At 63.8% G+C, this 24,867-nt stretch carries 23 protein-coding genes; 14 read left to right on the top strand and 9 right to left on the bottom strand.

Annotation, left to right across the window (positions count from 1 at the left end; translation table 11 throughout):
- Window positions 1-15 precede the first annotated feature (15 nt).
- Both OIS50_RS06090 and OIS50_RS06085 read left to right on the top strand, forming a co-directional pair.
- Entirely contained in the window at window positions 16-1,413 is a 1,398-nt protein-coding gene (locus OIS50_RS06090) for a M28 family peptidase (protein ID WP_264693432.1), read from the top strand.
- 47 nt (window positions 1,414-1,460) lie between these two features.
- Complete coding sequence (locus OIS50_RS06085; protein WP_264693431.1) at window positions 1,461-2,036, top strand: 2'-5' RNA ligase family protein; 576 nt, start codon at window positions 1,461-1,463, stop codon at window positions 2,034-2,036.
- A 75-nt stretch (window positions 2,037-2,111) separates the two neighbouring features.
- On the opposite strand, the gene OIS50_RS06080 is transcribed toward OIS50_RS06085, so the two are convergent.
- A complete protein-coding gene (locus OIS50_RS06080) occupies window positions 2,112-2,942 on the bottom strand; it encodes an OmpA family protein (RefSeq protein ID WP_264693430.1) in 831 nt (276 codons plus the stop codon).
- A gap of 155 nt (window positions 2,943-3,097) precedes the next feature.
- Between OIS50_RS06080 and OIS50_RS06075 the strand changes: the two genes are divergently transcribed.
- From OIS50_RS06075 to OIS50_RS06065, 3 genes are all read left to right on the top strand, one after another.
- Window positions 3,098-4,888, top strand: a complete 1,791-nt coding sequence (locus OIS50_RS06075) for a S8 family serine peptidase (RefSeq protein ID WP_264693429.1) — start codon at window positions 3,098-3,100, stop codon at window positions 4,886-4,888.
- Complete coding sequence (locus tag OIS50_RS06070; protein WP_264693428.1) at window positions 4,885-5,604, top strand: hypothetical protein; 720 nt, start codon at window positions 4,885-4,887, stop codon at window positions 5,602-5,604. Before OIS50_RS06075 ends, OIS50_RS06070 begins: the two co-directional genes overlap by 4 nt.
- A 142-nt stretch (window positions 5,605-5,746) precedes the next feature.
- Window positions 5,747-6,352 carry a hypothetical protein gene (locus tag OIS50_RS06065; protein WP_264693427.1) on the top strand — a complete coding sequence of 202 codons (606 nt, stop codon included), beginning with the start codon at window positions 5,747-5,749 and terminating at the stop codon, window positions 6,350-6,352.
- Between the two features lie 84 nt (window positions 6,353-6,436).
- Here the strand turns inward: OIS50_RS06065 and OIS50_RS06060 are convergent, their stop codons facing one another.
- Window positions 6,437-7,726, bottom strand: coding sequence for a M23 family metallopeptidase (locus OIS50_RS06060; RefSeq protein ID WP_264693426.1), 1,290 nt, complete (start codon window positions 7,724-7,726; stop codon window positions 6,437-6,439).
- A 229-nt stretch (window positions 7,727-7,955) separates the two neighbouring features.
- Between OIS50_RS06060 and OIS50_RS06055 the strand changes: the two genes are divergently transcribed.
- The 4 genes from OIS50_RS06055 (at window position 7,956) to OIS50_RS06040 (ending at window position 11,432) form a co-directional block, all read left to right on the top strand.
- Window positions 7,956-8,561, top strand: a complete 606-nt coding sequence (locus tag OIS50_RS06055) for a helix-turn-helix domain-containing protein (RefSeq protein ID WP_264693425.1) — start codon at window positions 7,956-7,958, stop codon at window positions 8,559-8,561.
- Between the two features lie 111 nt (window positions 8,562-8,672).
- Window positions 8,673-9,650, top strand: coding sequence for a hypothetical protein (locus tag OIS50_RS06050; protein WP_264693424.1), 978 nt, complete (start codon window positions 8,673-8,675; stop codon window positions 9,648-9,650).
- Between the two features lie 76 nt (window positions 9,651-9,726).
- Complete coding sequence (locus tag OIS50_RS06045; protein ID WP_264693423.1) at window positions 9,727-10,578, top strand: hydroxymethylglutaryl-CoA lyase; 852 nt, start codon at window positions 9,727-9,729, stop codon at window positions 10,576-10,578.
- Between the two features lie 116 nt (window positions 10,579-10,694).
- The gene (locus tag OIS50_RS06040) at window positions 10,695-11,432 is read left to right on the top strand and encodes a (Fe-S)-binding protein (RefSeq protein WP_264693422.1); all 738 of its coding nucleotides are present in this window, start codon (window positions 10,695-10,697) and stop codon (window positions 11,430-11,432) included.
- 277 nt (window positions 11,433-11,709) lie between these two features.
- Here OIS50_RS06040 and dapA read toward each other — a convergent pair whose 3' ends face one another.
- Window positions 11,710-12,576 carry a 4-hydroxy-tetrahydrodipicolinate synthase gene (dapA, locus tag OIS50_RS06035; protein WP_264693421.1) on the bottom strand — a complete coding sequence of 289 codons (867 nt, stop codon included), beginning with the start codon at window positions 12,574-12,576 and terminating at the stop codon, window positions 11,710-11,712.
- A 124-nt stretch (window positions 12,577-12,700) separates the two neighbouring features.
- On the opposite strand from dapA, the gene OIS50_RS06030 reads away from it, so the two are divergent.
- Window positions 12,701-13,633 carry a polysaccharide deacetylase family protein gene (locus tag OIS50_RS06030; protein WP_264693420.1) on the top strand — a complete coding sequence of 311 codons (933 nt, stop codon included), beginning with the start codon at window positions 12,701-12,703 and terminating at the stop codon, window positions 13,631-13,633.
- Between the two features lie 333 nt (window positions 13,634-13,966).
- Here OIS50_RS06030 and OIS50_RS06025 read toward each other — a convergent pair whose 3' ends face one another.
- The 4 genes from OIS50_RS06025 to OIS50_RS06010 form a co-directional block, all read right to left on the bottom strand.
- Window positions 13,967-14,353, bottom strand: a complete 387-nt coding sequence (locus OIS50_RS06025; RefSeq protein WP_264693419.1) for a rhodanese-like domain-containing protein — start codon at window positions 14,351-14,353, stop codon at window positions 13,967-13,969.
- A gap of 79 nt (window positions 14,354-14,432) precedes the next feature.
- Window positions 14,433-16,466, bottom strand: a complete 2,034-nt coding sequence (gene ligA, locus OIS50_RS06020) for an NAD-dependent DNA ligase LigA (protein ID WP_264693418.1) — start codon at window positions 16,464-16,466, stop codon at window positions 14,433-14,435.
- A 116-nt stretch (window positions 16,467-16,582) separates the two neighbouring features.
- Window positions 16,583-17,083, bottom strand: a complete 501-nt coding sequence (locus OIS50_RS06015) for a DUF4920 domain-containing protein (protein WP_264693417.1) — start codon at window positions 17,081-17,083, stop codon at window positions 16,583-16,585.
- A 53-nt stretch (window positions 17,084-17,136) separates the two neighbouring features.
- Window positions 17,137-17,964 carry a TapB family protein gene (locus tag OIS50_RS06010; RefSeq protein ID WP_264693416.1) on the bottom strand — a complete coding sequence of 276 codons (828 nt, stop codon included), beginning with the start codon at window positions 17,962-17,964 and terminating at the stop codon, window positions 17,137-17,139.
- Window positions 17,965-18,133: 169 nt separating this feature from the next.
- Between OIS50_RS06010 and OIS50_RS06005 the strand changes: the two genes are divergently transcribed.
- The 3 genes from OIS50_RS06005 (at window position 18,134) to OIS50_RS05995 (ending at window position 19,500) form a co-directional block, all read left to right on the top strand.
- Complete coding sequence (locus tag OIS50_RS06005; RefSeq protein ID WP_264693415.1) at window positions 18,134-18,376, top strand: hypothetical protein; 243 nt, start codon at window positions 18,134-18,136, stop codon at window positions 18,374-18,376.
- Complete coding sequence (locus OIS50_RS06000; RefSeq protein WP_264693414.1) at window positions 18,369-18,707, top strand: hypothetical protein; 339 nt, start codon at window positions 18,369-18,371, stop codon at window positions 18,705-18,707. The genes OIS50_RS06005 and OIS50_RS06000 overlap by 8 nt, the downstream gene beginning before the upstream one ends.
- 148 nt (window positions 18,708-18,855) lie before the next feature.
- The gene (locus OIS50_RS05995) at window positions 18,856-19,500 is read left to right on the top strand and encodes a cytochrome c oxidase subunit 3 (RefSeq protein WP_264693413.1); all 645 of its coding nucleotides are present in this window, start codon (window positions 18,856-18,858) and stop codon (window positions 19,498-19,500) included.
- A gap of 75 nt (window positions 19,501-19,575) precedes the next feature.
- Here OIS50_RS05995 and OIS50_RS05990 read toward each other — a convergent pair whose 3' ends face one another.
- A complete protein-coding gene (locus tag OIS50_RS05990; RefSeq protein WP_264693412.1) occupies window positions 19,576-21,813 on the bottom strand; it encodes a gliding motility-associated C-terminal domain-containing protein in 2,238 nt (745 codons plus the stop codon).
- A 181-nt stretch (window positions 21,814-21,994) separates the two neighbouring features.
- Between OIS50_RS05990 and OIS50_RS05985 the strand changes: the two genes are divergently transcribed.
- On the top strand, window positions 21,995-24,019 hold the full coding sequence (locus OIS50_RS05985) for a M1 family metallopeptidase (protein ID WP_264693411.1): 2,025 nt from the start codon (window positions 21,995-21,997) through the stop codon (window positions 24,017-24,019).
- Between the two features lie 241 nt (window positions 24,020-24,260).
- Here the strand turns inward: OIS50_RS05985 and OIS50_RS05980 are convergent, their stop codons facing one another.
- A complete protein-coding gene (locus OIS50_RS05980) occupies window positions 24,261-24,851 on the bottom strand; it encodes a hypothetical protein (protein WP_264693410.1) in 591 nt (196 codons plus the stop codon).
- Between the last annotated feature and the right edge of the window lie 16 nt (window positions 24,852-24,867).

Here is a 24,867-nt window from a genome sequence, read left to right as displayed (position 1 = left end):
TCCACAGTTTCCTCAATGCTCCACCGTTTTCTTACCGCGGCTACGACCATGCTGCTCACGGCCGGCCTGGCTGCGCCGGCAATGGCCCAAACCACCGATGCTAAAACCGATTCGGTTAACATCCGCAAAATTTACGACGAGGCCCTGCTGCGGGGCCAGAGCTACGAAAACCTGCGTTACCTCTGCACCCGTATCGGCAGCCGCCTAAGCGGTTCGCCGCAGGCCGAGCAAGCCGTGCAGTGGGGCAAGCAAACCATGGAGAAGCTGGGCTTCGACCGCGTGTACCTGCAGGAGGTGATGGTGCCCCACTGGGTGCGCGGCCCCAAGGAAAAGGGCAGTTTTAAGGTCGGCAAAGGCAAAGCCCAAAGCGTAGCCGTGTGCGCCCTAGGTGGTTCGGTGGGCACCAAAGGCAAATTGAAGGCCGAGGTGGTAGAGGTACGCAGCCTGCAGGAGCTGCGCGACCTGCCCGCCGAAAAGGTAAAAGGCAAATTCGTGTTCTTCAACCGCCCGTTCGACGACCGGCTCATCGAGCCCGGTGCCGCCTACAGCGGCGCCGGCGACCAGCGCCGCAGCGGTGCCGTGGAGGCTGCCAAGCGCGGCGCGGTAGGGGCCCTGGTTCGCTCGCTCACCAGCGCCATCGACGACAACCCCCACACCGGCACCATGCGCTACGAAGAGGGTGTAACCCAGGTGCCGGCCGCGGCCCTGAGCACCCTGGCGGCCAACCGCCTGAGCGAGCAGCTGAAGCAGGAGCCCGGCCTGACATTTGAGCTGGAAATGGGCTGCCAAACCCTGCCCGACGTGAAATCCTACAACGTGGTGGGCGAAATCAAGGGCAGCAAGCAGCCCGATGAAATCATAACCGTGGGCGGCCACCTCGACTCCTGGGACCTGGCCCAGGGCGCCCACGACGACGGCACCGGCTGCGTGCAAAGCATCGAGGCTTTGCGCCTGCTGCTGGCCTCGGGCCTGAGGCCCGAGCGCACGGTGCGGGCGGTGCTCTTCATGAACGAGGAAAACGGCAACCGCGGCGGCATTAAGTACGCCGAACTGGCCAAAGCCGCCGGCGAAAAGCACTTAGCGGCCATTGAGTCGGATGGCGGCGGCTTTACCCCGCGCGGCTTTGGCCTCGAAACCAACAACACAGCCACTATTGCGCAAATGCAGAAGTGGAGCCCGCTGCTGCAGCCCTACAACGCGGGCAACCTGCAGCCCGGCCACGGCGGCACCGATATCGGCCCCCTGAAAGACCAGGCCAAGGTGCTGATCGGCTACGACTGCGACTCGCAGCGCTACTTCGACATCCACCACACCGCCGCCGATACCTTCGATAAGGTGCACAAGCGCGAGCTGGAGCTGGGCGGCGCGGCCATGGCCAGCATGATTTACCTGCTGAGCAAATACGGCCTGTAGTACCTAGGGCTGTAACCCCGAAGCCGGCGGCGTGCGTTGGAGTAGCTGTGAACGAACAGCCAACCTCCACTCGCACGCCGCCTTCGCTTTACCTGTTGGCTACCTTGCCGCCCGAGCCCGTGTTTTCGGAGGTGTGGGCCCTGAAGCAGGAAGTAAACCGCCGCACCGGCTCATGCAACGCCGTGCGCCTGCCGCCGCACATCACCCTGATTCCGCCTTTTCGGCTGGTGCCCGCCGAGTTCGAGCCGCAGGCACTGCCGGCGCTGGCCCGCTTTGCGGCCGCGCACGCCGCGGTGGAGGTGGGGCTGCACGATTTTGCCTGGTTTGGCAACCGCACCTTGTTTGTGCACGTGGCGGGGGCCGAGCCACTTAAGCACCTGCACGCCGAGCTGGTGCGCTACTGCAAGGCCGAGCTGCCCGCCATTCCGCACGAAAAGCGCCCCTTTACGCCCCACATGACGCTGGCCACCCGCGACTTGCCGCCCGAGCAAGTGCCCGCGCTAAAGCAGGACTTCGCCCAGCGCAGCTACGCGGCCACGTTCCCAGTAACCTCGCTGGTGCTGTTCCGCCACGATGGGCGGCAGTGGCAACCCGTGCAGGAGTTTCACCTAGGGCGCGAGTAGCGGCAGCTTGCCATCACTAAAAAAAACGCCGCGCACCCATTTGGGCACGCGGCGTTTTTGCTGAAGCCGCCTAGGTTAGTTCTGCTCCAGAATCTGGAACAGCTCGTCGAGCTTGGGCGTGAGAATGATTTCGGTGCGGCGGTTCAGGGATTTGTTTTGCGGGGTATCGTTTTGGGCTACCGGCACGTACTGCGAGCGGCCCGAGGGCGTAACCTGGCCCGGCGCCATGCCGGCTTCGGTGAGAATGCGCGTGATTTCGGTGGCGCGCAGCACGCTCAAATCCCAGTTGTCGCGAATGCCGGCGGTACCCTTCAGGATGGGCACGTTGTCGGTGTGGCCTTCCACGAGCACGTTCACGTCCTGGTTGCCTTTGAGGGCCGTTGCCAGCTTGCGCAGGGCTTCCTGGCCGCGCGGGTCTACCTTCGTCGAGCCCGATTTAAACAGCAGTTGCTCCGACAACGACACGTACACTTTGCCGTTGCGCAGGTTCACTTGCAAATCCTGGGCGTTGAACCCCAGGAGCGCATCGGCCACGCGCTTGCGCAAAGCCTGCACGGCGCGGTCTTTTTCGGCCAGTTTGGTTTGCAGCTCGGCCAGGCGCTGCTCGCGCTCCTTCAAATCGGCCGAAAGCTGCGTGTTTTCCTTTTCGGCGCCGCTCAGGGTTTCGTTGAGGCGGTTTACTTGCTGGCTGCGCGAAAGCAGACGTTGGCGCAGCTCTTCCTCGGAGCGGTTTTTTTCCTGCTCCAGGGCGTTCTTTTCGGCTTGCAGCTGGTCGCGCGAGCGGGTCAGCTCGGAGTTCTGGCTTTGCAGGGCCGAGTATTTTTTCTGCGAAACGCAGCCTGGAGTAAAGGCCAGCGCGGCTACCAAAGCGGTGGCCGGCAATAGGTTGCGAAGGGTGGTTTTCATGGTGCGGTGGGTTGATACCGGCGCGCAACCCGAGGGTTGCGCACTTGCCGCACCGTACGCAGCCTGCCCGGGCCAAGTTGTAGGTGCCCGGGTAGCAAGGCTTGCCCGTGGCCGCTATCTGCTGTATTTTTCGGGGCCCATTTACTGCTTTTCCGTTGCTGCTACTACCTCTGCTTCCTGCCCTGCTTTCTGCCGCATCAATGGGCTACCTGGGTGCAGCGGTTTCGGCCACGGCAGTACCGAAAGCCGTGCCGCCCCAGCCGACCAAGTATTGGGTGTTTCTGCGCGATAAGCACGGCGTCAATTTTAAGCCCGACGCGTACTTTACGCCCCAGGCCATGGAGCGCCGCCGCCGCCAGGGTTTGCCGCTGGCCGATACCTCCGATTTTCCGCTGCGCCCCGATTACCTGGGGCAGGTGCGGCAAGCCGTGGACTCGGTAGCCGGCACGAGCCGTTGGTTTAACGCGGTAGCCTGCTGGGCCAAACCCAGCCAGGTAGCCGCGCTGCGCCGCCTGCCGGGCGTGCGCGCCGTTGAGCCGATGACCGCGCAGGAACTGCTGCCCGCCGCGCACCGCGCTCCCAACCTTGCGCCCGCCACCGACGAGCTAACCGCTGCGGAGCGGCAGCTGGCCCACCGCCAAACCAGCTCCCTAGGTGCCGAGACCCTGCGCCGGGCCGGGCTCGATGGCAAAGGAATCCGCATTGCTATTCTGGATGTGGGCTTTACCGGCGCCAGCCGCCACCCCGGCCTGGCGCATCTGCAGGAGGGGCAGCGCGTGGTGGCCACCTACGATTTCATCAAAAAGGATGCGTTTGTGTACGGCGGCGGCATGCACGGCACCGAGGTGCTCTCGTGCCTGGCCGGCCGGCTGCCCGATGGTACGCCCCTGGGGCTGGCCCCGCAAGCCGAGTACCTGCTGGCCCGCACCGAGCGCACCGGCCGCGAAACCTTCGGCGAAGAGGAAGCCTGGCTGGCCGCGGCCGAGTGGGCCGACCGCAACGGCGCCGACATCCTGAACTCATCCCTAGGTTACACCGATACCCGCTACTTCCGGGAGCAAATGAACGGCCGCACCTCGCTGGTAGCGCGGGCTGCCGCCATGGCCGTGCGCAAAGGCATGCTGGTGGTATGCGCCGCCGGCAACGACGGCGACGACCCGCAGTGGCGCACCGTGGGCACCCCCGCCGACGTGGATTCGGTGCTGGCCGTGGGCGGAATTGATGCCGATACCTGGCTGGCTACCGAATACAGCTCGCGCGGGCCGGCCGCCGGCGGGCGCCGCAAGCCCAACGTAGCCGCTTTCGGCAGCGTGGTAGCCGCCGTGCCGGGCGGGCGCTACGAGCGCACCGAAGGCACCTCGTTTGCCAGCCCGTTGGTGGCCGGCCTGGCCGCCTGCGTGTGGCAGCAGCAGCGCGGGCTAAAAGCCATGGAGCTGTTCCGCACCCTCGAGCAATCGGGGCGGTTGTACCCGTACTTCGATTACGCCCATGGCTATGGGTTGCCGCAAGCCGCCAAGTGCCTGGTGCCGGGCCAAACCACGGCGGCAGCCCCAACGCTCGATGCAGTGGCAACGGCCGATGGGGTGCAGGTAAACATCCGGCCCGAGGCTACGCTGGTGCTGCGCCCGCTGCCGCTCCGTGCCGATTCGGCCGCGGCGGCACCTAGGCAGCCCCTGCCCGACGGACGCCCGGAGATGCCCCGCACCGGCCGCGAGCGTACGGCCACTTCGCAACCGAACGCCGAGCCCGACGGTATTCCGCTGCCCGCCCCCAACCCGGAGTACTGCTACTGGCAAGTGGCCGATGCCCGGGGCCGCCTGCGGCGCTACGAGGTGCTGGAGGTAAGCCAGCGCGCCGTGTTGGAGCTACCAGCCGGCACCTGGCAACCCGGCGACGTGCTGCGCGTGCACTACCGCGGCTATACGCTGCATTACCCCTTGCCATGAAGCCTTTCTCCACTTCACTGCTGATGGCCATGCTGGCGGGTGCCGCACTGCCCGCCGCGGCGCAACGGCCCCTGCTGAGCACCGACGTAGCCGCCGATACGGTCCGGCAACGCTTCGGCCCCAACCGGCAGCTGTTTCGCCATGTGTACGTGGGCTATGGCTTTGTGCTGGGGCAGCCCAAACAAAGCGGGGCGGAGTTGCGCAGCGGTGCCTCGGCCGAGCTAAGCCTGGGCTTGCGGCAAAAGCACCGGCTGGCCGAGCACCTGGCCGTGGGGTTTGATGTGCGCTATGCCCGCCTGCAGTACAGCCTCGCCCAAAACGACGCCAAGGTGCTGCCCACCCCCGAGCTGCACTACCGCGAGGCGTTGGTGGTGCAGCGCGCCGACCTCGAAGCCTGGCTGCGCCTGAACCTGGGCCGGCGCGGCAACATCCTGGGTCGGTACATCGATGTGGGCGCCTGGGGGGGCCGGGTTATCGGCACCTCGCACCGCACCGAAGACCGGCCCAACACCAACTCGGCGCGCCGCGTGAGCGTGGTGGAGCACGGTCTGCCGTACCTGCAAAAGTGGTCGTACGGGCTTGCGGGCAGGGTAGGGGCCAACCGCTACGCCGCCGTGGTGCGCTACCGCTTATCCGACACGTTCCGGGGCGAGCGGGCCGCTTTGTACCCCGAACTACCCCCGTGGCAGCTTGGTCTGGAAATTGGCCTCTTCTAATAGCTGTTGAGGTGCAACCATGCCCCCCCGTGCCTGCGTAGGTGCAACATGCAAAGCCGGTATGAAATATCCGGCAACCAACTGCCCGCCGAGGCCGGGCGCTGTGGTTTTCATTTGCCTCCCTTCTCTCTACTCCACACCCATGAAAAAAATATTTTCTCCTATTGCTTTGCTGTTGTTGCTGATGCAGGCCGCGTGCGTCACTACCGACCGCGAGGTGGGCACCTCCAGCAACGCCGACAAGCTCTTCACGCCCAAGCCCGAAGCCAACCGCAGCCGCCTCAACAGCCGCACCGTGCTGCGCACGGTGGCCGTGCAGCGCAGCTTCTCCGACCCCAAAAGCAAAGACAATTTCGTGCTGCTGCTGCAAGGCCCGAAAATCCTCGATGCCAACGCCCGCTTCCTGATTATCTCGGCCAAAGGCGACACGCTCCGCAACGAGGTGATGCCCGCCAAAACCCTGATTGACGAGCGCACTTTGCAGGACGACCCGCAGGCCGGTTCGGTGCGGGCCCGCGAGCTGGCTATTCTGCAGGGCATGAACAAGTTTTTCGCCGAAGACAAGTTTACCTCGCCGGCTATTCCGCGCACCATTACCTCGCCGCCCGCCGAAATCGACTCCGAAGGCTGGAGCGCCGTGCAAACCGACAAGCGCGCCGTGGGCTTCGACTACACCGATGCCTCGGGCCGCGAGAAGCGCATTGCTTACGCTCGCAAACTCAACAAAGCCGTGGTAATTGCCGAGTAACCTGCCCGGCTGCTGCCAACGCCAAACGGCCCGCTCCACCTAGGTTGTGGAGCGGGCCGTTGTGTTTTGGGCCAAGAGGGAGTCCTAGGTGGTCCGTACCCACCCAACTTGCCCCAAGGCGTTCCGCACCAGGCGGTAGCCGCTCCACTCGCCCAGCACGGCCACGCTGGTGTTGGCCGGCAAGGTATCGAGCGGGGCAGCGGCGGGAGTGGGGTGGGCCAGCAGGTCGGCGGTGGTGGCCAGGGCTTCGCGGCGCAGTGCCTCGGTAGCCACGGCTTTGGCCGGCACGTAGCCGAGCTTGCCGTTGGGGGCTTGAACACGCAGCCAATTGGCGGTGGCGCCCACCACCAGCAGGGGCGTGTTTTTGGGCATACCCGATTGTTTGCCGCGGGCTTCGGTGGGCACGGGGCGCAGGGCGGTGTTGCTGGCTGTAAGGCGCACCCACTCGCCAAGGCGCTCAGGCGCAGTGCGGGGCGCGGCAGGTTCTTTATCAGCCCGGCGCACGAAGGGGTAGGGGTCGACGGCGCCGCGGCCGCTGCGGTACACGCCAAAGTGCAGGTGCGGCTTGGTAGTGCGGGCATTGCCGCTATTGCCCACCAGGCCCAGCGTATCACCGATTTTCACAATCTGACCGGGTTGCACCAGCTGCTTGTCGAGGTGGGCGTAATAAATGTGCTGCCCGTGCCGGGCATCGGCCAGCCACACCACCAAACCACCTAGGGGCGTTTCGTTTACGCGGGTAATCATGCCCGGCGCCACGGCCACGGCCGGCGTACCGCGCTTCGCAAAAATGTCGATGCCCTCGTGGCGGCGGGCACCCCGGTCGCGCTCGGCACCCCAAAACGAGCCCACCGCTACGTCGTTTTTGCCCTGCACGGGGAAGGCTAACGAAGGCGTGCGCTGAATACGAATGGTAAAGCGCCCGCTGCGCAGCAGCTCGGGCTGCACGCGCAGCAAGTGTTGGCGGTCGTCTTCGGCCACATAGCTAAAGGAACGCGAAACGGTATCGGCCGAGGCTAAGGGGCGCAGGCGGCGGTCGGCCGGGTCGAGCTCAAAGGCATCCAGAAACACATGCACGTCGGCGGTGGCGGGCTGAAGCGTCAGCGAAATATTGATTTTTTCGCCGGCCCGCACGGCGTACCGGTACGAAGCGGCAAACGCCTTGTCGGCCCGGAAAATGCCGGTTTCCTTAAAGGGCAGCGTCACCACCAGCGAGTCGCTCAGGGCCTGGTCGGCCGCAGCCAGCCAATCCTTACCTAGGGCCGTTCGGTCGAGGCGGGCCTGGCGCAGCTTGCGCGCGTAGGCCTCGTGCGGCGTGCGGGGCTGGCTGAAAATGCCCTGCAGCGTTTGCTGCTTGCCGCAGGCGAACAACAAAACTGGCAGAACTATAATGAAAAGCCGGCTCAGGGTCCGGCGAATCGTCGTGGGTAGGTGCATAGCTGACAAACACGAGGTTGATGGCAGAGGTTCGGCCAGCGCGCCGGTGGGTACTTCCATGGGGCGGGCGTAGCCCGCGCTGCGCCGGCCCTGCAAGCACCGCGCGGGCGGCTGCGGCAGAAGCAGTATTATTGGCCGCTGCTTGCCCCGTTGTTGCTGCCCGTATATGTTTTCCGCTACCCGCATTCAGTCAATCCGAAAAAGAAAAGGTTACTCGCAGGAGCTGCTGGCGGAGCACTCGGGCGTAAGCCTGCGCACCATTCAGCGGGTGGAGCAGGGCGAAACGGTGCCGCGCGGACATACCCTGCAGGCCCTGGCCACGGCCCTAGGTGTTTCGCTCGAGGACTTTGCCCCGGAGCCAGCGCCCCTGCTGCCCACTGCCCCACCACCGGCGGCCACGCCGGCCTTGCGCTCCGACCCACAGTTTCTGCAGCTGCTCAACCTTAGTGCCCTCAGCTTTCTGGTGTTGCCGCTGCTAAACGTGGTGGTGCCCTTGTTGCTGTGGCGCGCCCGGCGGCACCAGGTAGCGCACGTGGCCGAGCTTGGCCGGCGGGTACTTGGGTTTCAGATACTGTGGCAGGTGGTGTGCTTTTTCGCTTACATGGGGCTGGTGCTGGGCCACTGGCTTGCCGCACGCTATTTTCAGGTGGTGGTGCCGGGTACTTACCTAGGGGTATTCATCCTGAGCTACACCGTAAATGTGCTTGCCGTGCTCTACTATGCCCGGCGCATACGCCAGGGTGAGCTGGATGTGTACCCGATCCGGTTGTAATGTTTGTTGCTGATATTTAGCTACTTGACGTAAGTGGCGGCAAAATGACGCAAGCACGAGAAGGGGGCTAGGGTAGGTTTGGCTTCACAAACAAACCCGACCTGTCGCGTCATGAAAACCTTTCGCAAAATCCTTCTGCTGGTGCTAGCCCTGCTTGTAGCTGGTGGCGTTGGTGGCTACTTCTATGCTCGTCAAAAGTTCGAGCCGGGGGCCAATCAGCTTGCCGTTACGCAGCTGCCCGCCACCTGCGCTTTCGAGTGGAAGGCCGATACCACTGCCCGCCCAACCGTGGCGCATGCCCAGCAACTCGTGCCCATAACGGTGCCTGGCTGCCCGCGCACCTGCTACCTGCAGTTTGATACCGGGGCCCCGTACACGCTGCTCTACGAGCACCCACTGGCCGCGCTGCGCGAGCGGTACCCCGCTACCGGGCGCACGCTAACGCTTCGGGCCGATTCCGTTCGGGACTTCCGGTTTGCGCTTGGGCAAGGGCAGGTGCAGGTGCGCAAACTTCCGGTGCTGCGCTACGGCGCGCATCAGCTGCCCGCCGATAGCACGCAGCCGTTTATCATCGGGACCCTAGGTGCCGATGTGCTCGAGGGCCGGGTGCTGATAGTCGACTACGCTCGTCGGCGGTTTACCCTGTGCGAGCAAGTGCCCGACAGCCTGGCCAGCCGCACCAATTTTGTACCGCTTGCCTTTACCAGCCGGCGCGTGCTGCTGAGCGCAACGTTGCAGGGCGAGCCACGCCAGCTGCTTTTCGATTCGGGCAGCAGTGCCTTTGCTTTGCTAACGAGCCAAAGCCGCTGGCAGGAGCTCAGCCAGCCAGCGGCGGCAGTTGCCGTGCGGCCGGTAAACTCGTGGGGCAAAACGCTGACTTCCTACACGGCCCCAACCGCCATCAAGCTAGGCTTCGGGCCGGCCGCTTTGCCGCTGCACACGGTATCTTACATCGAGGGCATGAGCTGGTGGCAAACTGCCCTGATGCGCTTTAGCGGCATGGAGGGCATGCTCGGAAACCAGCCGTTTGCCGGGCATACCGTGGTGCTGGATGTGCCGGGCAAGCGCTTCGGTGTAGTGCGCCGGTAGCCTGCTGGCCGGTGCGCGTATGTTGCTTCGGCCGTTACCTTTGCTGCTGCCCCATCACCTGCACCTCCACCCGCCCATGAAACTAATCGAGTGCCCCCGCGACGCCATGCAAGGCTGGGCCGACTTCATCCCGACCGAAACCAAAACCGAGTACCTCAATGCCTTGCTGCGGGTAGGGTTCGATACGCTTGATTTTGGCTCGTTTGTGTCGCCGAAAGCCATTCCGCAGCTGCGCGATACCGCCGAAGTGATGGCCGGCCTCGATTTGGGCAGCACGCGCACCAAACTGCTGGCCATTGTGGCCAACCTGCGCGGCGCCGAAACCGCCTTGGGCTACCACGAAATTCAGTACCTAGGCTTTCCGCTGTCGGTGTCCGAAACGTTTCAGCAGCGCAACACCAACAAAAGCATTGCCGAGGCGCTTACCGAAGTAGCCGAAATGCAGAACCGCTGCGAGCAGCGCGGCAAAACCCTGGTGGTGTACCTGAGCATGGGTTTCGGCAACCCCTACGGCGACCCTTGGAACCCCGAAGTGCTGGGCGAGTTCACCGCAAAGCTGGCCGCCCTAGGTGTGCGCGTGGTAGCTCTGTCCGACACCATCGGGGCCTCCACGCCCGAAACCATCATTCCGCCGTTCCGCGAGCTGATTCCGGCTTTTCCGAACATTGAGTTTGGCGCCCACCTGCACACCACGCCCAACAGCTGGCGCGAGAAAGTGGATGCCGCTTTCGAAGCTGGCTGCCGCCGTTTCGACGGTGCCCTAGGTGGCATTGGCGGTTGCCCCATGGCCGCCGACCAGCTTACCGGCAACATGGCTACCGAAAACCTGGTGACTTACCTGGAAGCTACTGGCGTGCCCACCGGCCTGAACATGGAAGCCTTCCGCGAAGCTCAGCTACTGTGCCAGCGGGTGTTTGTTGGGCATTAAACCGTAAACTCGCGTTGGCGGTGGCCGCGCGGTGCGCAAACCGATGCCTGCCTGCAAGAGTTGCCGCGCCCTAGGTGCTGCACACCCTCAATTGCCAATTGCCCTACTTACCACCTATGCCTGCTGCCCTCGTCGACCTTTTCATACCCTGCTTTGTCGATCAGCTTTTCCCCGAAACCGCCATGAACATGGTAAAGGTGCTGGAAAGCGTTGGTTGCCAAGTAAACTATAACCCCAACCAAACCTGCTGCGGGCAGCCGGCCTACAACGCGGGCTACCGGCAGGAGAGCCAGCAGGTAGCCGAGAAATTCCTGACCGACTTTGCCGGGGCTCCTGAGCGCTACGTAGTGGGCCCCTCGGCCTCGTGCGTGGGCATGGTGCGCAACCACTACGGCGAGTTGCTCGAAGGCTCGCCGCGCTGCGGCGAGTTTCCGGCCCTGCAGCGGCGCGTGTTCGAGTTCACGGAGTTCCTGGTTGGCGTGCTAGGTGTCACGAGCATTGCGGGGGCCAAGCTGGCGGGCAAATACACCTACCACGACTCGTGCTCGGCCCTGCGCGAGTGCCACATCCGTGAGGAGCCGCGCCAACTGCTCGATTCGGTGGCCGGGCTGGAGCGCCTCGAAATGGCCGAAACCGAAACCTGCTGCGGCTTTGGAGGCACGTTTGCCGTTAAGTTCGAGCCGATTTCGGTGGCCATGGCGCAGCAGAAAGTAGAGCACGCACTGGCTACCGGCGCCGAGTATCTCATTAGCACCGATACCAGCTGCCTGATGCATTTGGATGCTTACATTCGACGTGAGCAGCTGCCGCTGCGAACCTTGCACGTAGCCGATGTGCTGGCTAGTGGTTGGTAGGGGTGGCCTCACCCCCGGCCCCCTCTCCAAAGGGAGAGGGGGAGTGTATGCTAACAGATGTCAGCATGCGAGATGTCTCGCTCGGGCTTAATATGGTGAGCTGGTAAAGCGTAGGCGAAGCGGGAGAGATGCTTCGGCAAGCTCAGCATGACGCCCCAGAGTAAAAACAAAGCGGGGCCACCGAACGAGAGTTCGGTGGCCCCGCTGTCGTTGCACGGAATCGTTGCTGACGGCTGGCTCCCCCTCTCTACGGAGAGGGGGCCGGGGGGTGAGGCCCCTACAGTAGCGCCTTGATACGCCCTTTCAATCCTTCTGAGGCTTCCACTAGCGGCAAACGTACAGCGCCCGAGCATACGTCCAGCAGCTCCAGCGCCGTTTTCACTCCCACGGGGTTTGCCTCTTCGTACATCAGCGGGTTCAACGGGAGCAACTTGAACAAGCGTTTGGTGGAAGCCGCAAAGTCGCCGGCCAAAGCTTGGCGCACCATGTCGGTGAAGGGCTCAGGGAAGGCATTGGCTAATACTGAAATGACGCCTACACCGCCGAAGCTCACCAAAGATGAGGTCAGCACGTCGTCGCCGGAGATGAGCAGGAAGTCGTCGGGTTTGCCGGCGGCTATCTGCATGCACTGCTCCATGTTGCCGCTGGCTTCTTTAATACCGATGATGTTCGGGTGCTGGGCCAGCGTCAGGGTCGTTTCGGCCGTCATGTTCGACGACGTGCGGCCGGGCACGTTGTAGAGGATGACGGGCACCGGCGAGGCATCGGCCAGGCGCTGGTAGTGCGCTACAATGCCGCGCTGCGTAGGCTTGTTGTAGTAAGGCGAGGCCGACAGAATAGCGTCGATGCCCGTTAGGTCGGTGCTCTGGATGGTGCGCACCACCGCAGCGGTATCGTTGCCGCCGATGCCGTACACGAGCGGTACGCGGCCGGCTACGTGCTCCTTGGCCACGCGCAAGATTTCGGCCTTTTCTTCGGCCGAGGTAGTCGGCGACTCGGCCGTGGTGCCGTTAATCACGATGTACTCTACGCCGCCATCAATCACGAAATCGAGCAGACGACGCAGGGCGGGGTAATCAACCGAGAAATCGGTAGGAGCGAAGGGCGTAACGAGCGCAACGCCCGTACCGCGAAATTTGTCCATGAGGAGCAGAAACCGTTGTTTTGTAAGAAGAACCGGCCGCGCGAAGGTACAAAAGCGGCCGTGTTCGGTTGGTCTCTGGGTTTTATTTCCTCTATTCTGGCCTTCTGGGTCACTTTTCCTCCGCATGTCTCACCGCTTCTCCACTCTTCTGCTCGGTGCTGCCGTAGCCGCCGGCATTGCTTTGCCCGCTTGTAACACCGAAAAAGCCTCGGCTACCGAAGGCGCTTCGCCCACGAGCGAGGCCGCTGCCACCGCCATGTCGGGCGCGGCCGCCACGGCCGAGGCCGAGCAGGCGGCCACCACCACGGCCGCCCCCGACCCCAGCAGCATTCCGGCGGGCAAAATCGCGTCGGCCGCCGAAATTCTGGCCCGCCCGCAGGTGCCGATTTTGTGCTACCACCAAATCCGCGACTGGCGCGCCAAGGACTCAAAAGGTGCTAAGGATTACATCGTTCCGGTGGCTGAGTTCAAGAAGCAGATGCAGATGCTGGCCGACTCCGGCTACCACACCATTCTGCCCGATCAGCTGTACGCCTACCTCACCACCGGCGCCAAACTACCCTCGAAGCCGGTGATGCTGACCTTCGACGACACCGACCTCGACCAGTTTACCGTAGCCAAACCCGAGATGGACAAGCACGGCTTCAAGGGCGTGTTCTTCGTAATGACGGTAAGCCTAGGTCGGCCGAACTACATGAGCAAGGCGCAGGTAAAGCAGCTCTCCGACGAAGGCCACGTTATCGGCTCGCACACCTGGGACCACCACAACGTGAAGAAATACCAGGGCGAGGACTGGGTAACGCAGATCGAGAAACCCACCAAAACCCTGCAGGAAATTACCGGCAAGGAAATCAAGTACTTCGCGTATCCCTTCGGCCTCTGGAACAAGGAAGCCATTCCGGAGCTGAAGAAGCGCGGCATGGTATCGGCCTTTGTACTGGCTGAAAAGCGCGACGAGCAAGACCCGCTGTTCACTATCCGCCGCATTATTGCCAGCGGTTACTGGAGCCCCAAAACCCTGCATAACAGCATGGTGCAGAGCTTCGACGGCAAGTAAGCCGAACTGCTTGCCAATAAAAAAGCCCGGCCACCTAGGTGGCCGGGCTTTTTTGCTACGGAGGGAACCACACTTAATTCTAAAGTTGCCCGCCATGTCGAGCTTGCCGAGACATCTCGCGTGCTGACGTTGGATAGTAATCTACCTTCCTCTTGGAGCGGAACTTGCCCCGTAAGGAGCCCATAAGAACTCGACGACCTAGGCGTGTTGTGCAGGCGTGAGGAGGTCCTTCGCCTGGCTCAGAATGACAACACTATCCAAAGTCAGCAAGCGAGATGTCTCGACAAGCTCGACATGACAACGACCTAGGGTTATCGCGCAGCCACGAGCAGCTTACTCCGTCGGCAATCCGCCTTCTTTCAACGACGAGAAGCCGCCGGCGTTTACCACGTTCTTAAAGCCTTTTTCCTGCATGAGGGCCGCGGCTTTGCCCGAGCGGTTGCCCGAGGCGCAGTACAGCACGTAGGTGGCGTTGGGGTCGAGTTTGGCTACCACATCGGCAAAGTCAGTCGACAGAAAGTTGACGTTGCGGGCGCCCTTGAGGTGGCCGGCGCCAAACTCCACGGGCGTGCGCACATCGAGCAGCACCACGCCCGGTTGCGCCAGCAGCTGCTGCGTTTCTTTGGGCGTAACGGTGCGGGGTGCCTGTGCCGACGACGGGCTGGAGCAACCCAGCACCAGCAGCAAAAAGGCTAGGGAAAACAGCTTGTGCATGGCCATAAACGGGAAAGGAGGTGAGGCTTTGCCAAGGTAAACAAAGCCCCACCGCAAATTCGTGCCGCGCTATATTAAATTGTGCTTAAAGCCCGCCGTCCGAAACCATAGCGAGCAAATCGGTTTCGCCAATGATGGGCACCTTAAGGGCCGTGGCTTTTTCGCGCTTGGCCGGGCCCATTTTGTCGCCGGCCACAAGGTAGCTGAGCTTTTTGCTGATGGAGGAGCTGAGCTTGCCGCCGTTGCGCTCAATGATTTGCTCCAGCTCCTCGCGCGTGTGCTGCTCAAACACGCCCGACAACACGAACGTGAGGCCGTTGAGCCGGTCGCTGAGGGGCTGCGGTGCCTCGCCGGTAAGCTGCATTTGCACCCCGGCGGCTTTCAGGCGCTCTACCAGCTCGCGGTTGGCGGGGTCGTGCGCCCACAGCGCCACGCTGTCGGCAATTACGCCACCCACCTCGGGCACGGCGGCTAGTTCGGCGGCCGAGGCACCCAGGATGGCGTCGATGGTGCGGTAGTGCGCGGCCAGTTTTTCGGCCACGGTTTCGCCCACGTAGCGGATACCCAGGCCGAAGAGCACCCGGTCGAAGGGCACTTCCTTGCTGGCTTCGAGGCCGGCATACATGCGCTGCACCGATTTCTCGCCCAGGCGGTCGAGGTTCACCAGCTCGTCGCGGCGCTGGGGCAGGTCGTAGAGGTCGGCGGCGGTGCGCACCAGCCCTAGGTCGAAAAAGCGGCCCACGGTTTCGGCACCCAACCCGTCGATGTTCAGGGCCTTGCGCGACACATAGTGCTCGAGCTTGCTCTTGAGCTGCGGCGCGCAGCCGCGCTCGTTGGGGCAGCGGTAGTGGGCCTCGCCCTCGGGCCGCACCAGCGGGGTGCCGCAAGCCGGGCAAGTGGTGGGGTACACAATGGGTTGGGCATCGGCGGGGCGCGCGAGCAAATCGACGCCGGTAATTTTCGGGATAATCTCGCCGCCTTTTTCCACGAAAACCATGTCGCCGATGCGCAGGTCGAGGGCGGCAATCTGGTTGGCGTTGTGCACCGAGGCGCGCTTTACCACGGTGCCGGCCAGGGGTACCGGCGTCAGCAAGGCCACCGGCGTAACGGCGCCCGTACGGCCCACCTGGTAGCTGATTTCGTTGAGGCGGGTGCGGGCGGCCTCGGCCGGGTACTTGTAGGCAATGGCCCACCTAGGGCTTTTGGCCGTGAAGCCGAGTAGCTCCTGCTGGCGCAGGTCGTCCACTTTAATCACGATGCCGTCGGTGGCCACGGGCAGCTCGAAGCGGCGTTTCTCCCAATGATGAATGAACGCCAGCACCTCGTCGATGCTGCCGCACAGCCGCCACGTGTCCGATACGGGCAGGCCCCAGCGCTTGAGGGCCTCCAGGGCGGCGCTGTGGGTCGGAAAGTCGCGGCGCGAGCTCAGGAAAGCATAAGCATAGAAGCGCAACCGGCGGGCGGCCACCTGGGCCGAGTCCTGCAGCTTGAGGGTGCCCGAGGCGGCGTTGCGCGGGTTGGCCAGCAGCGGCTCGCCGTTTTGCTCGCGCTCGGCGTTCAGGTCGTTGAACACCGTGAGGGGCATGAATACCTCGCCGCGCACTTCAAAATCCTGGGGCTGATCGGGCGTGGGGCGCAGGTGCAGCGGCAGCGTTTTGATGGTGCGCACGTTGTTGGTTACCACGTCGCCGCGGGTGCCGTCGCCGCGGGTTACGCCGCGCGTCAGCTGGCCGTTTTCGTAGGTCAGGCTCATGGCCACGCCGTCGAACTTCAGCTCGCACACGTACTGGTATTCGGCGCCCTCCAGTCCGCGCTGCACGCGCTCATCAAATTCCCGCAAATCGGCCTCCGAATAGGTGTTGGCCAGCGAGAGCATGGGGTAGCGGTGCTCCTGCGTGGGAAACTGCTTGGTGATGGTGCCGCCCACGCGCTGGGTGGGCGAGTTGGGCTGCGCGTACTCGGGGTATTGCTTCTCCAGCTGCTGCAGCTCGTGCAGCATGTGGTCGAACTCCTGGTCCGGCACCTCCGACACGTCGTTTTGGTAGTACTGGTAGTTGAGGTAGTGCAGGCGCTCGGTAAGAGCGCGGATTTTCTCCTGAACGGCGAACAGATCGGTCATAAACGCAATGGGGCGGTGGGCTGGGCTGCGCGGGGCAGGCTTGGGGTAAAAATAGCGGTGCCACGGCGTAAAGCCGTGGCACCGCTGCAATCGGGTGTGGAAACCGGGGCGGGTGGCTACTTTTTCACCAGCACACCCGTGGCTATAAAGTTGATTTGCTCTTCGTCTTTGGTGATGGCGGCTACTTCCTTGGCCGATTTGCCGGCGTCCTGGGCGTAGTGCTGCAGCTTGGCCACGGGCATCACCTCGCGGCGCGCCCAGCCGTCAATCACCACGGTACGGCCTTTCAGGTCGGCGGGAACAAAAAAGCCGTAATCCTTAAAGCGCACCTGCATTTGCTTGCCGTCGGCGGTCTGCATCTTCATCCAGCAGCCTTTTTTCGCGCATACCTCGGTAATCTGGCCTACCAGCTTCACCTGCACCGAGTCGCGGGTGCCGAGCACGCCCGGCAGCGCCGAAACGGGCTGGGCGCCCTCGGCTGTGGTAGCGGCGCCGTAGGTTTTGCCCACTGCCGAAGCGGCGGGTTTACTGGTAGTGGCTTTGCCGGGGGCGGTTTGGGCCTGGCAGGTACCTAGGGCCAGCAGGGCAAGGGCCAGGGCGGTGAGGGTGCGTTTCATGGGCGGCAACTAAGGGTTAGCGGGTTGGCGCAAACATACGCAAATGCGGCAGGCTATCGGCGGCCGGGGGCGCGCTTTATCAGCTCGGCGGTGTGGTCAAGCTCGCCGTCGGGGTCGCGCATTTCGGTGCGCACAATCCCTAGGTTGGGGGCGTAGTAATCAACCACTTGCTTTACGGTGCGCCGGATCAGGTCGGGGCGGGCTTGCGTCACGTACTCGTAGCGCGACTCCACCTTGTAGCAGCTGAAAGTGCCGGCCGGCACGGTTACGTTTTCGGGGCCGCTCACGCGGCGGTTCGTCACGGTGGTCATCACTTTGGCAATATCCACGCTGGGGCTGCTTACCTGCACCGTAAGGCTGCCGCCGGGCAAGGCGCCGGCGGTGGGTTGGTTGGGCCAGGCCAAGGGCACGGGCTCAAAGGCAAAGCGCCGGTCGCGGAAGGAGCGGAGCATGCCCGGGTCGAGCAGCAGGCGGCCGTCGGTCAGCACGGTGTCGTTGCGGCACAGGTACTGGTATTCGTCGTTGCGCTGCAGGCGGTTGTTGTTGTCGTAAAGGGTGCTCTTCAGCAGCACCTGGGTAAAAGCGGGCGCCTTTTTTTCGGCGGGCTTTTCGCCAATGGTGGCCACTTTCAGGATCTGAATGCCCTCGGGCTGCCGCTTCTCGTTGGTGAGCTGGTAGGTAAGCTCCGTTTCGGGGTACAGGCCGAAGGGGTGGGCGCAGTCGGGCGGGGTGGTGGATGCAGGTTGGGCAGCCGGGGCTGCTGCAGGTGCCGCCGAGGTGGCGTCTACGGGCGGTGCCGCCGCGTCGGGCCGGGTGCAGGCGGCGGCGAGGCCCAGCGCCGCTGCGGGCAACACCAGCAGGCGCAACAGGTTGTGTGGCATGGTTTAGAGCAGTGTGGTACAATGGATGGGCTTACGGCCCTGCTTGCATACGCAAAACCCCGACCTAGGATAATGCACCACCGCGCCCGCCCCAACGTATGGTGGTATGCGGCCGAGTTCCTTTCTTGCGGCCGCTTCGCATCAACGCGTTTCATTATTGCCGCTTCGCATGGCTGATTCTTCGCAATCCAACTGGGCCGATATGGCCGCTTCGCTGCTCTCCAAGCTTTCGGGTGGGGTAGAGCTGGCCTGTACCTTCGAGCAAATGGAAGTGCAGCTGCCCAACCCCAAGAACCCCGCCGATACCACCACGCTGCGCATCAACGGCTCGGTGCGCATCCGCACCAAAGGCGACAACCCGCCCGCCCCCCAGCTGCCCGCCGCCAACCCCAACCCCGGCATTGGTGGCTAAGGGGCTCGACCTGGAGGCCCGGCTGGTGATTACCTGGAACGGCAACGACATCCAGCTGGCTGCGGCCGGTACCTACCTCATCCTTAATTTGCCCAGCGCGCAGGTGCTCGACGAGCTTACCGGCTCGGGCAAAAACAGCGGCCCCAAGAAGCCCAAACCGCCCGGCGCGCCCGATCCGCTGCAGCAGCTCAACGATTTGATGCTACGCCTCGGGCTGGTGCTCGATTTGCGCGTGGCCGGCAAAACCTGGGTAACGTTTGGGGCCGGCCGGGGGCCTAAAATCACCCTAAACGCCGTTTTGGGCAAGATTGGCGCGTTTTTTAAGGGCTGAGGCGACCCCGTGAAAAAGCCCTGAATCGGCTGGCCGCTGCCCCTGTTTTTGCGTACCTTGTAAGAAGCACCTCTCGCAAAAAGCCCCGCAAAACCATTTGCGGTTCTGGCGGTCTTAGGCAGGCGGTGCTTTAGCACTGCTTCAGGCCATGAATTCAGACAAGGAACGTAAGGATAAAGTGGGAGCGGGGCGGCCGGCGCCGGCCTTCGCGCGCATCGAGAAAGTGCCGCCGCTGGTGATGCTGCTGTACCTGAGCCTGGTGGGCATAACGGTGCTGTTTGGCATTTTGGTGGTGCTGTACCTGCAAACCCGCGCCAACAACGGCTCGGTGGGCAGCGTGCACCCGTTTCCTAGGTGGTTTTCGCTGAGCACGGTGGTGCTGGTGGTCAGCAGCTACGTGCTCAGCCAGGCCCAGCGCCTCTACCGCGCCGACGACGTGCCGGGCCTTACGCGCTGTCTTGGCGCAACGCTGATACTGGGCGGCATCTTTGCCGGGCTGCAGATACTCGGCTGGCGCGAGCTGGATCAGCAGGGCATCTTCTTTACGGGCGAGCCATCGGGCACCTACGTATACCTGATTTCGGCCCTGCACGTGGTGCACCTGCTCGGGGGTATGCTGTTTTTGCTGGTGCTGCTGGTGCGCACCGTGTACGCCGCCCGCGACGGCGTGCGCACCCTCGTGTTCATCCGCAACCCGTACCGCCGCCTGCAGCTCCGGCTGCTCAACATTTACTGGCACTTCATCGACGGGCTTTGGGTGGCCCTGTTCATGATGTTTCTGTTCCTGTTTTAACCCGGCATCAACCCCATACAAAAGGCCCGACGGCAAACGCCGTCGGGCCTTTTTGCTGCTGGGCCCCTGGGGCACCTAGGGAATAACCGTAACGGTGCCTTTGAAAGCGCGCCCATCGGTGTACTCCACCAGGTAATAGTACACGCCCTCGGGTACGCCTTTGCCGTTCCAGCGGAACGTGCGGTCGGCGGAGCGGTATACTTTGTTGCCCCAGCGGCTGAACACCGTGACGGAGGCAAAGCGCTGCTCGCAGAAATCGGGGGGCAGGGTGGGCAGCTCGAAGTAGTCGTTGCGGCCGTCGTTGTTGGGCGTGAACACGTTGGGCGGCAAAAACTCGGGCGCGGTGGGGCGCTCCACCTCAAAGCGCACCACCCGCTGCTGCGGCACCGGGCGGCAGGTATTGTCGGCGAGGGTAAAGGTTACCTCCAGTGGCTCCTGGTTTACTCCGGCGCACGAGGCCTGCCACCTGAACTTGCCCGTAGCCGAGCCCGGCGAGCCGCTGCTGCTCATCGACATGCCCATGGCCGCTAGCTCGAAGTTGGTGCCCGCGGCCGTGAGCGTAAGGCCGTCGAGGTCAGGGTCGGTGCCGTCGAGGGTGGCCTCGTACACACCACCTAGGCGCATGCGTATCACCACGGGCGGGTCGGCGGGGCTGGGCGAAGCCGGCGGGAAGGTAGTGGCCAGCCGGGGCGCCGCGTTGCGGTAGTTTACCTGCACCGGCAGCAGCAGCGGCGCGCTGGCTTGCCGTTGCTGGCAGGGGTTGGCCGCCGCTATTATCTGAAACTCGTGCAAGCCGCGCTCCACGGCGCGGCAATCAACCTGCCACCTAAACCGGGCCACGCTGCGCCCGGGGGCGTTGCTTACGGCCACCAGCTGCGCCCCAACCTGCGCGGGCGTAAAGCCGCGGCCGGTAAGCTCCAGCGTTACGGCATCCAGGTCGGCATCCAGCCCCAGAATCTCAAACTCCAGCAGGTCGCCCACTTTGGCCTGCACCGGCAGCGGCGGGGCGGCGCCTACCCACGCTACCGTGGGCAGCTGGTTGGGCGGGGCGTCGGCCGTGAAAGCCACGCGCACGGTATCGCGCCGGGGCAGGCTGCAGCCGTTGTCGGCCACAATCACATCGAGCAGAAACACCTTGCCGCCGCTGCTGAAGCACTCCGGAAAGCAGATTTCGGACGTGAGCGTATCGGGCTGGCCCGGGGCGCGCACCGTGCCCTGCCGCAGCGTGGGGGCGGGCACCAGGTTTTGCGGGAAGTTGATGGCGCGAAGCTCCAGCTGCAGCGCCGAAGCGGGGTCCACGTCGGTAAAATTAAAGCGAAGGCAGCGGTTTTGCCCTGCCCGCAGCCGCAGCGTGTCGCGGCCTTCGCGGTAGGTGCCGCGGGGGGTGCCGGGCGGGCGCACCACCAGCTGCGGCGTTTGGTTGCGCGGGCAGTTGATAACCAGCAGCTGAAAGTCGCGGCGCACCTCGCCGATCTTCAGGCCCCGGCGGTACTCCGAGCACTTCACGGCAAACACAAACAGCCCCTGCCGCGTGGGCCGCACGGTGAGGCGGCCGGTGGTGCGGCCCACCGAGAGCGTGGGCGCGCCGGGCATTTGGTTGTTCACGCTCAGGCCGGGCAGCCAGGTTATTTCGCGGTAGGGCGCGGGCTGGGCCTGCTCCGGGCGCGGTATCAGGGTGTTGGCGTGGCCATTCAGGGGGGTGGCCATTTCGTACACCAGCGAGTCGCCGTCGGCGTCCTGCCCGCCGAAATCAAAGTAAAACAGCTCGTTGATGCAGGCGTAGTCGCTCAGGGGCGGAAAGATGCGGGGCGAGGAGTTGCGGAAGGCCTGCCCGTTGCGCACCACCGCCGGAAACTCGAGGTAGTAGGTCTGGCCGGCGTCGCCGGGCAGCGCTATGTTGTTGATGACGCCGTTGCGGCAGCAGCGCTCCACGGCCACGTAGTAGCCGCTGGCGGCGCCGTACTGGGCCGGGGTCATCTCAATCAGGCTCGAATACACCAGCCGGCGCGTGCTCAGCGAGCCGATGGTGCAGGCCACGTTGGTGTAGGGCACAAAAGTGTTGCCCACCAGCGGCAGCGTAACGTCGCGCACGCGCCGGTTGCTGCCGCGCTCAAAAATGCCGGCCGTGGCATCGTTGTCGAGGGCGCCGGTGCTGCCGTTGATGGCATCGAAATACAGCGTGAGCGTGAGGCGGTACATGGAGCCCGACTGGTACTGCAAATCCAGCTCGCCGCCCACAATGTGCGTGGCCCGGGCCCTAGGTACGAGCAACAACAGCAGCAACAGGAGCAGGAAGTAGCGGTACAGGATCATACAAAGCAGCCGATGGGTGGGAGGCAGAATGCCGGCCAGCGCCAGCTTCTTCAGCAAAATATAACAGAATCAGTAGTTTATTGCATAGCCAAATAGCCTTAAGATTGCAGCCCGGCCAAGGCTGCCGGGTCATTGGTCAGGAAGAAGGGTGGCAACCCGCGCCACCGCACCCTCAAATGCTATGCGCGCTACCCATACCTTACTATTGCTGGCCCTAGGTACCGTGGTGCCTGCCCCGGCTCAAACACCCGCCCCGCGCCTGAGCGCCGCCGATTTGGCCGCCGGCGGCGAGGAGTGCGTGCGCACGCGCCTGGCTGGCCCGGCGCTCGGCCGGCCCAGCGCCACGCTGCGGCACCGCGACAACATGGAGCGCTACGACGTGCAGTTTTACAAGCTCGATCTGACGCTCCAAAACAACTCGCGCGCCGTGAGCGGGAATGTGCTGCTGCGGGCGCGCAACAAAAGCGGCCGGCCGCTCGATTCGCTGGCCTTTGAGCTCTACAACCGCAACGCCACCGACGGCAGCGGCTACCTCATCGACTCGGTGGTGGTGGGGGGCCGGCGCAGCCCGGGCTGGCGCCGCGCCGGCCACGACGTAACCGCCGCCCTGCCGCAGGCCGTGGCCGCGGGCGCGCAGTTCGAGGCCCGCATTTATTACCGCGGCACCGCGCCCAACGGCAACACCGCGGCCATCGGCAACGCCCTGAACACGGCCGTGGTAGCGGGCACCAACGTTACCTGGAGCTTATCGGAGCCGTACAGCGCCCACGAGTGGTTTCCGTGCAAGCAGGTGCTCACCGATAAGGCCGACTCGTGCGCGGTGTGGGTTACCACGGCCAGCACCAACAAAGTAGGCTCCAACGGGGTGCTGAAGCGCGTTACGCCCCTGCCCGACGGCCGCAGCCGCTACGAGTGGCACTCGCGCTACCCCATTGCCTACTACCTGATTTCGGTAGCCGTGGGGCCCTACGTGGAGTACGTGAATTACGCCAACCCGGCGGGCGGGCCGCGCATTCCGGTGGTCAACTACATCTACAACCAAGCCACGCTCGACAACGCCAAGGCCGAAATCGACCGCACGCCCGGGTTTATCGAGCATTTTTCGGGCCCGGTGGGCTTGTACCCGTTTGCCGCCGAAAAATACGGGCATGCCATGGCGCCCATCGGCGGGGGCATGGAGCACCAAACCATGACCACGCAGGACCGCTTCACCTTCACGCTTACGGCGCACGAGCTGTTCCACCAATGGTTTGGCGACAACGTTACCTGCGGGGCCTGGGAGGATATCTGGCTGAACGAAGGCTTTGCCAGCTACGGCGAGTATCTGGCCCTGTCGCGCTTTGCCTCGGCCACCGAGGCCCGGCAGTGGATTGATCAGGCCAGCACCGCCGCCCGCTACACCCTCGACCCCGCCACGCGCACCAACGTGTTTCAGCCCGGCGGCTCGGTGCGCGCCACCGATACCACCAACGTGGGCCGCATCTTCAGCTCGCGGCTGAGCTACAAAAAAGGCGCCATGGTGGTGCACATGCTGCGCTACCTGCTCAACGACGACGCCAGGTTTTTCAGGGCCTTGCGCACCTATCAAAGCACCTACGGCAACCGCACGGCCCGCACCCGCGATTTGCAGCGCATCTTTGAGCAAGAGGCCGGCCGCCCGCTGCAATACTTCTTCGATCAGTGGTACCGCGGCGAGGGCTACCCCACGTTTAAAGCCAGCTGGCGGCAAACCGGCAACAACCTCGCGCTGCGCGTAACCGAAACTGTGAGCATGCCCACCGTTACGCCGTTTTTCGATACCGAGGTGGATTACCTGATCCGGTACGCCTCGGGGCAATCGACGGTGGTGCGGCTGCGGCAAACGCAACCGGTGCAAACCTTTGAGGTGCCAGTGGCAGCCGGCCAAACGGTTACGGGCGTGGAGGTTGACCCCAACCAATGGATACTCGACCACCTGAGCACGGCCGAGCCCGAGGCCGGCGGCTTGCAGCTCTTCCCCAACCCCGCCACCGACAACGTGGTGGTGCAAGCCGGCTTGCGGCAGGCCGCCGAGGTGCTGGTGGTGGATGTGCGCGGCCGGGTGGTGCGCCGCCAAACCCTGCAACCGGCCAACCCAACCGTAAGCGTGCGGGGGCTGGCCGCGGGCGTGTACTTCGTGCGCCTGACCACCGACGAGCAATGGATGCGCTTCGTTAAGCTCGACTAATTACCTGCCGGCCGGGCCAACTGCGGCCCGCACCTAGGGCCGCCGCGGCCAAGCCCTAGGGCGTGTGGTACGCCAGATCAATAGGCATTCGCCTCCATTAGTCCGTCATGCTGAGCTTGTCGAAGCATCTCTCCCGCTTCGTTGGGATTAGTATCTGGCGAAGCGGTAGAGATGCTTCGACAAGCTCAGCATGACGCCTTTTTACTTACTGTCCACACGCTTTATGTGCCGGCTGCGGGCGCTACACGATAGGCACGTGAAACACGGCTTCCATCAGCTTGTCGAACGACTCGGCCGGGCAAAACATGGCATCCTGGATGGGGTTGCACACCAGCCGGATAAAGCCCGGGTGGCCGTTCAGGCTGATCATATCGACCGCTACGGTGCCGAAGCGTTGTTCGCAGCGGCCGGTATCGGGGCAGCAGGTGGGGTTGGGCTTGAGGAAGTGCTTGGCAATGGTTTCGGTGTAGCGCGGGTGCTTGCGCGTGCGCACATCGGAGGTAGAAAGGTGGTAGCCGAGCGGCAGCGTACGGTCGCGGATCAAATCGAACAGGTGCCGGAAGTTGTGCGGGCCGATACTGGGGTCGTAGAACAGCAGGGCGCCCTGTTGGCCGCAGCCCTCCACGAGCTGCACGCGCAGGCCCTTGGGGCCGGGGGGCAGGCCGGCTTTGGTGTAGTGGTAGGCCTTGAAATAGGGGTTAAGCCAATTCAGGTACACCTTCTCCTGCACCCACTGCGCATAGGCCTTTAGCTCCGCCGCCGAGCGTTGGAGCGGGTGCCAGTCGGTAGGGGCCGACTGGCCCTTGAGTAGTTGTTGGAGGAAGCGAAACAAGCCGGTATAAAGCACG

This window comes from Hymenobacter sp. YIM 151858-1, assembly GCF_025979705.1.
Lineage (GTDB): Bacteria > Bacteroidota > Bacteroidia > Cytophagales > Hymenobacteraceae > Solirubrum.
The sequence above is the reverse complement of the archived record's forward strand: the minus strand, read 5'-3'. Positions and strand labels throughout refer to the sequence as shown.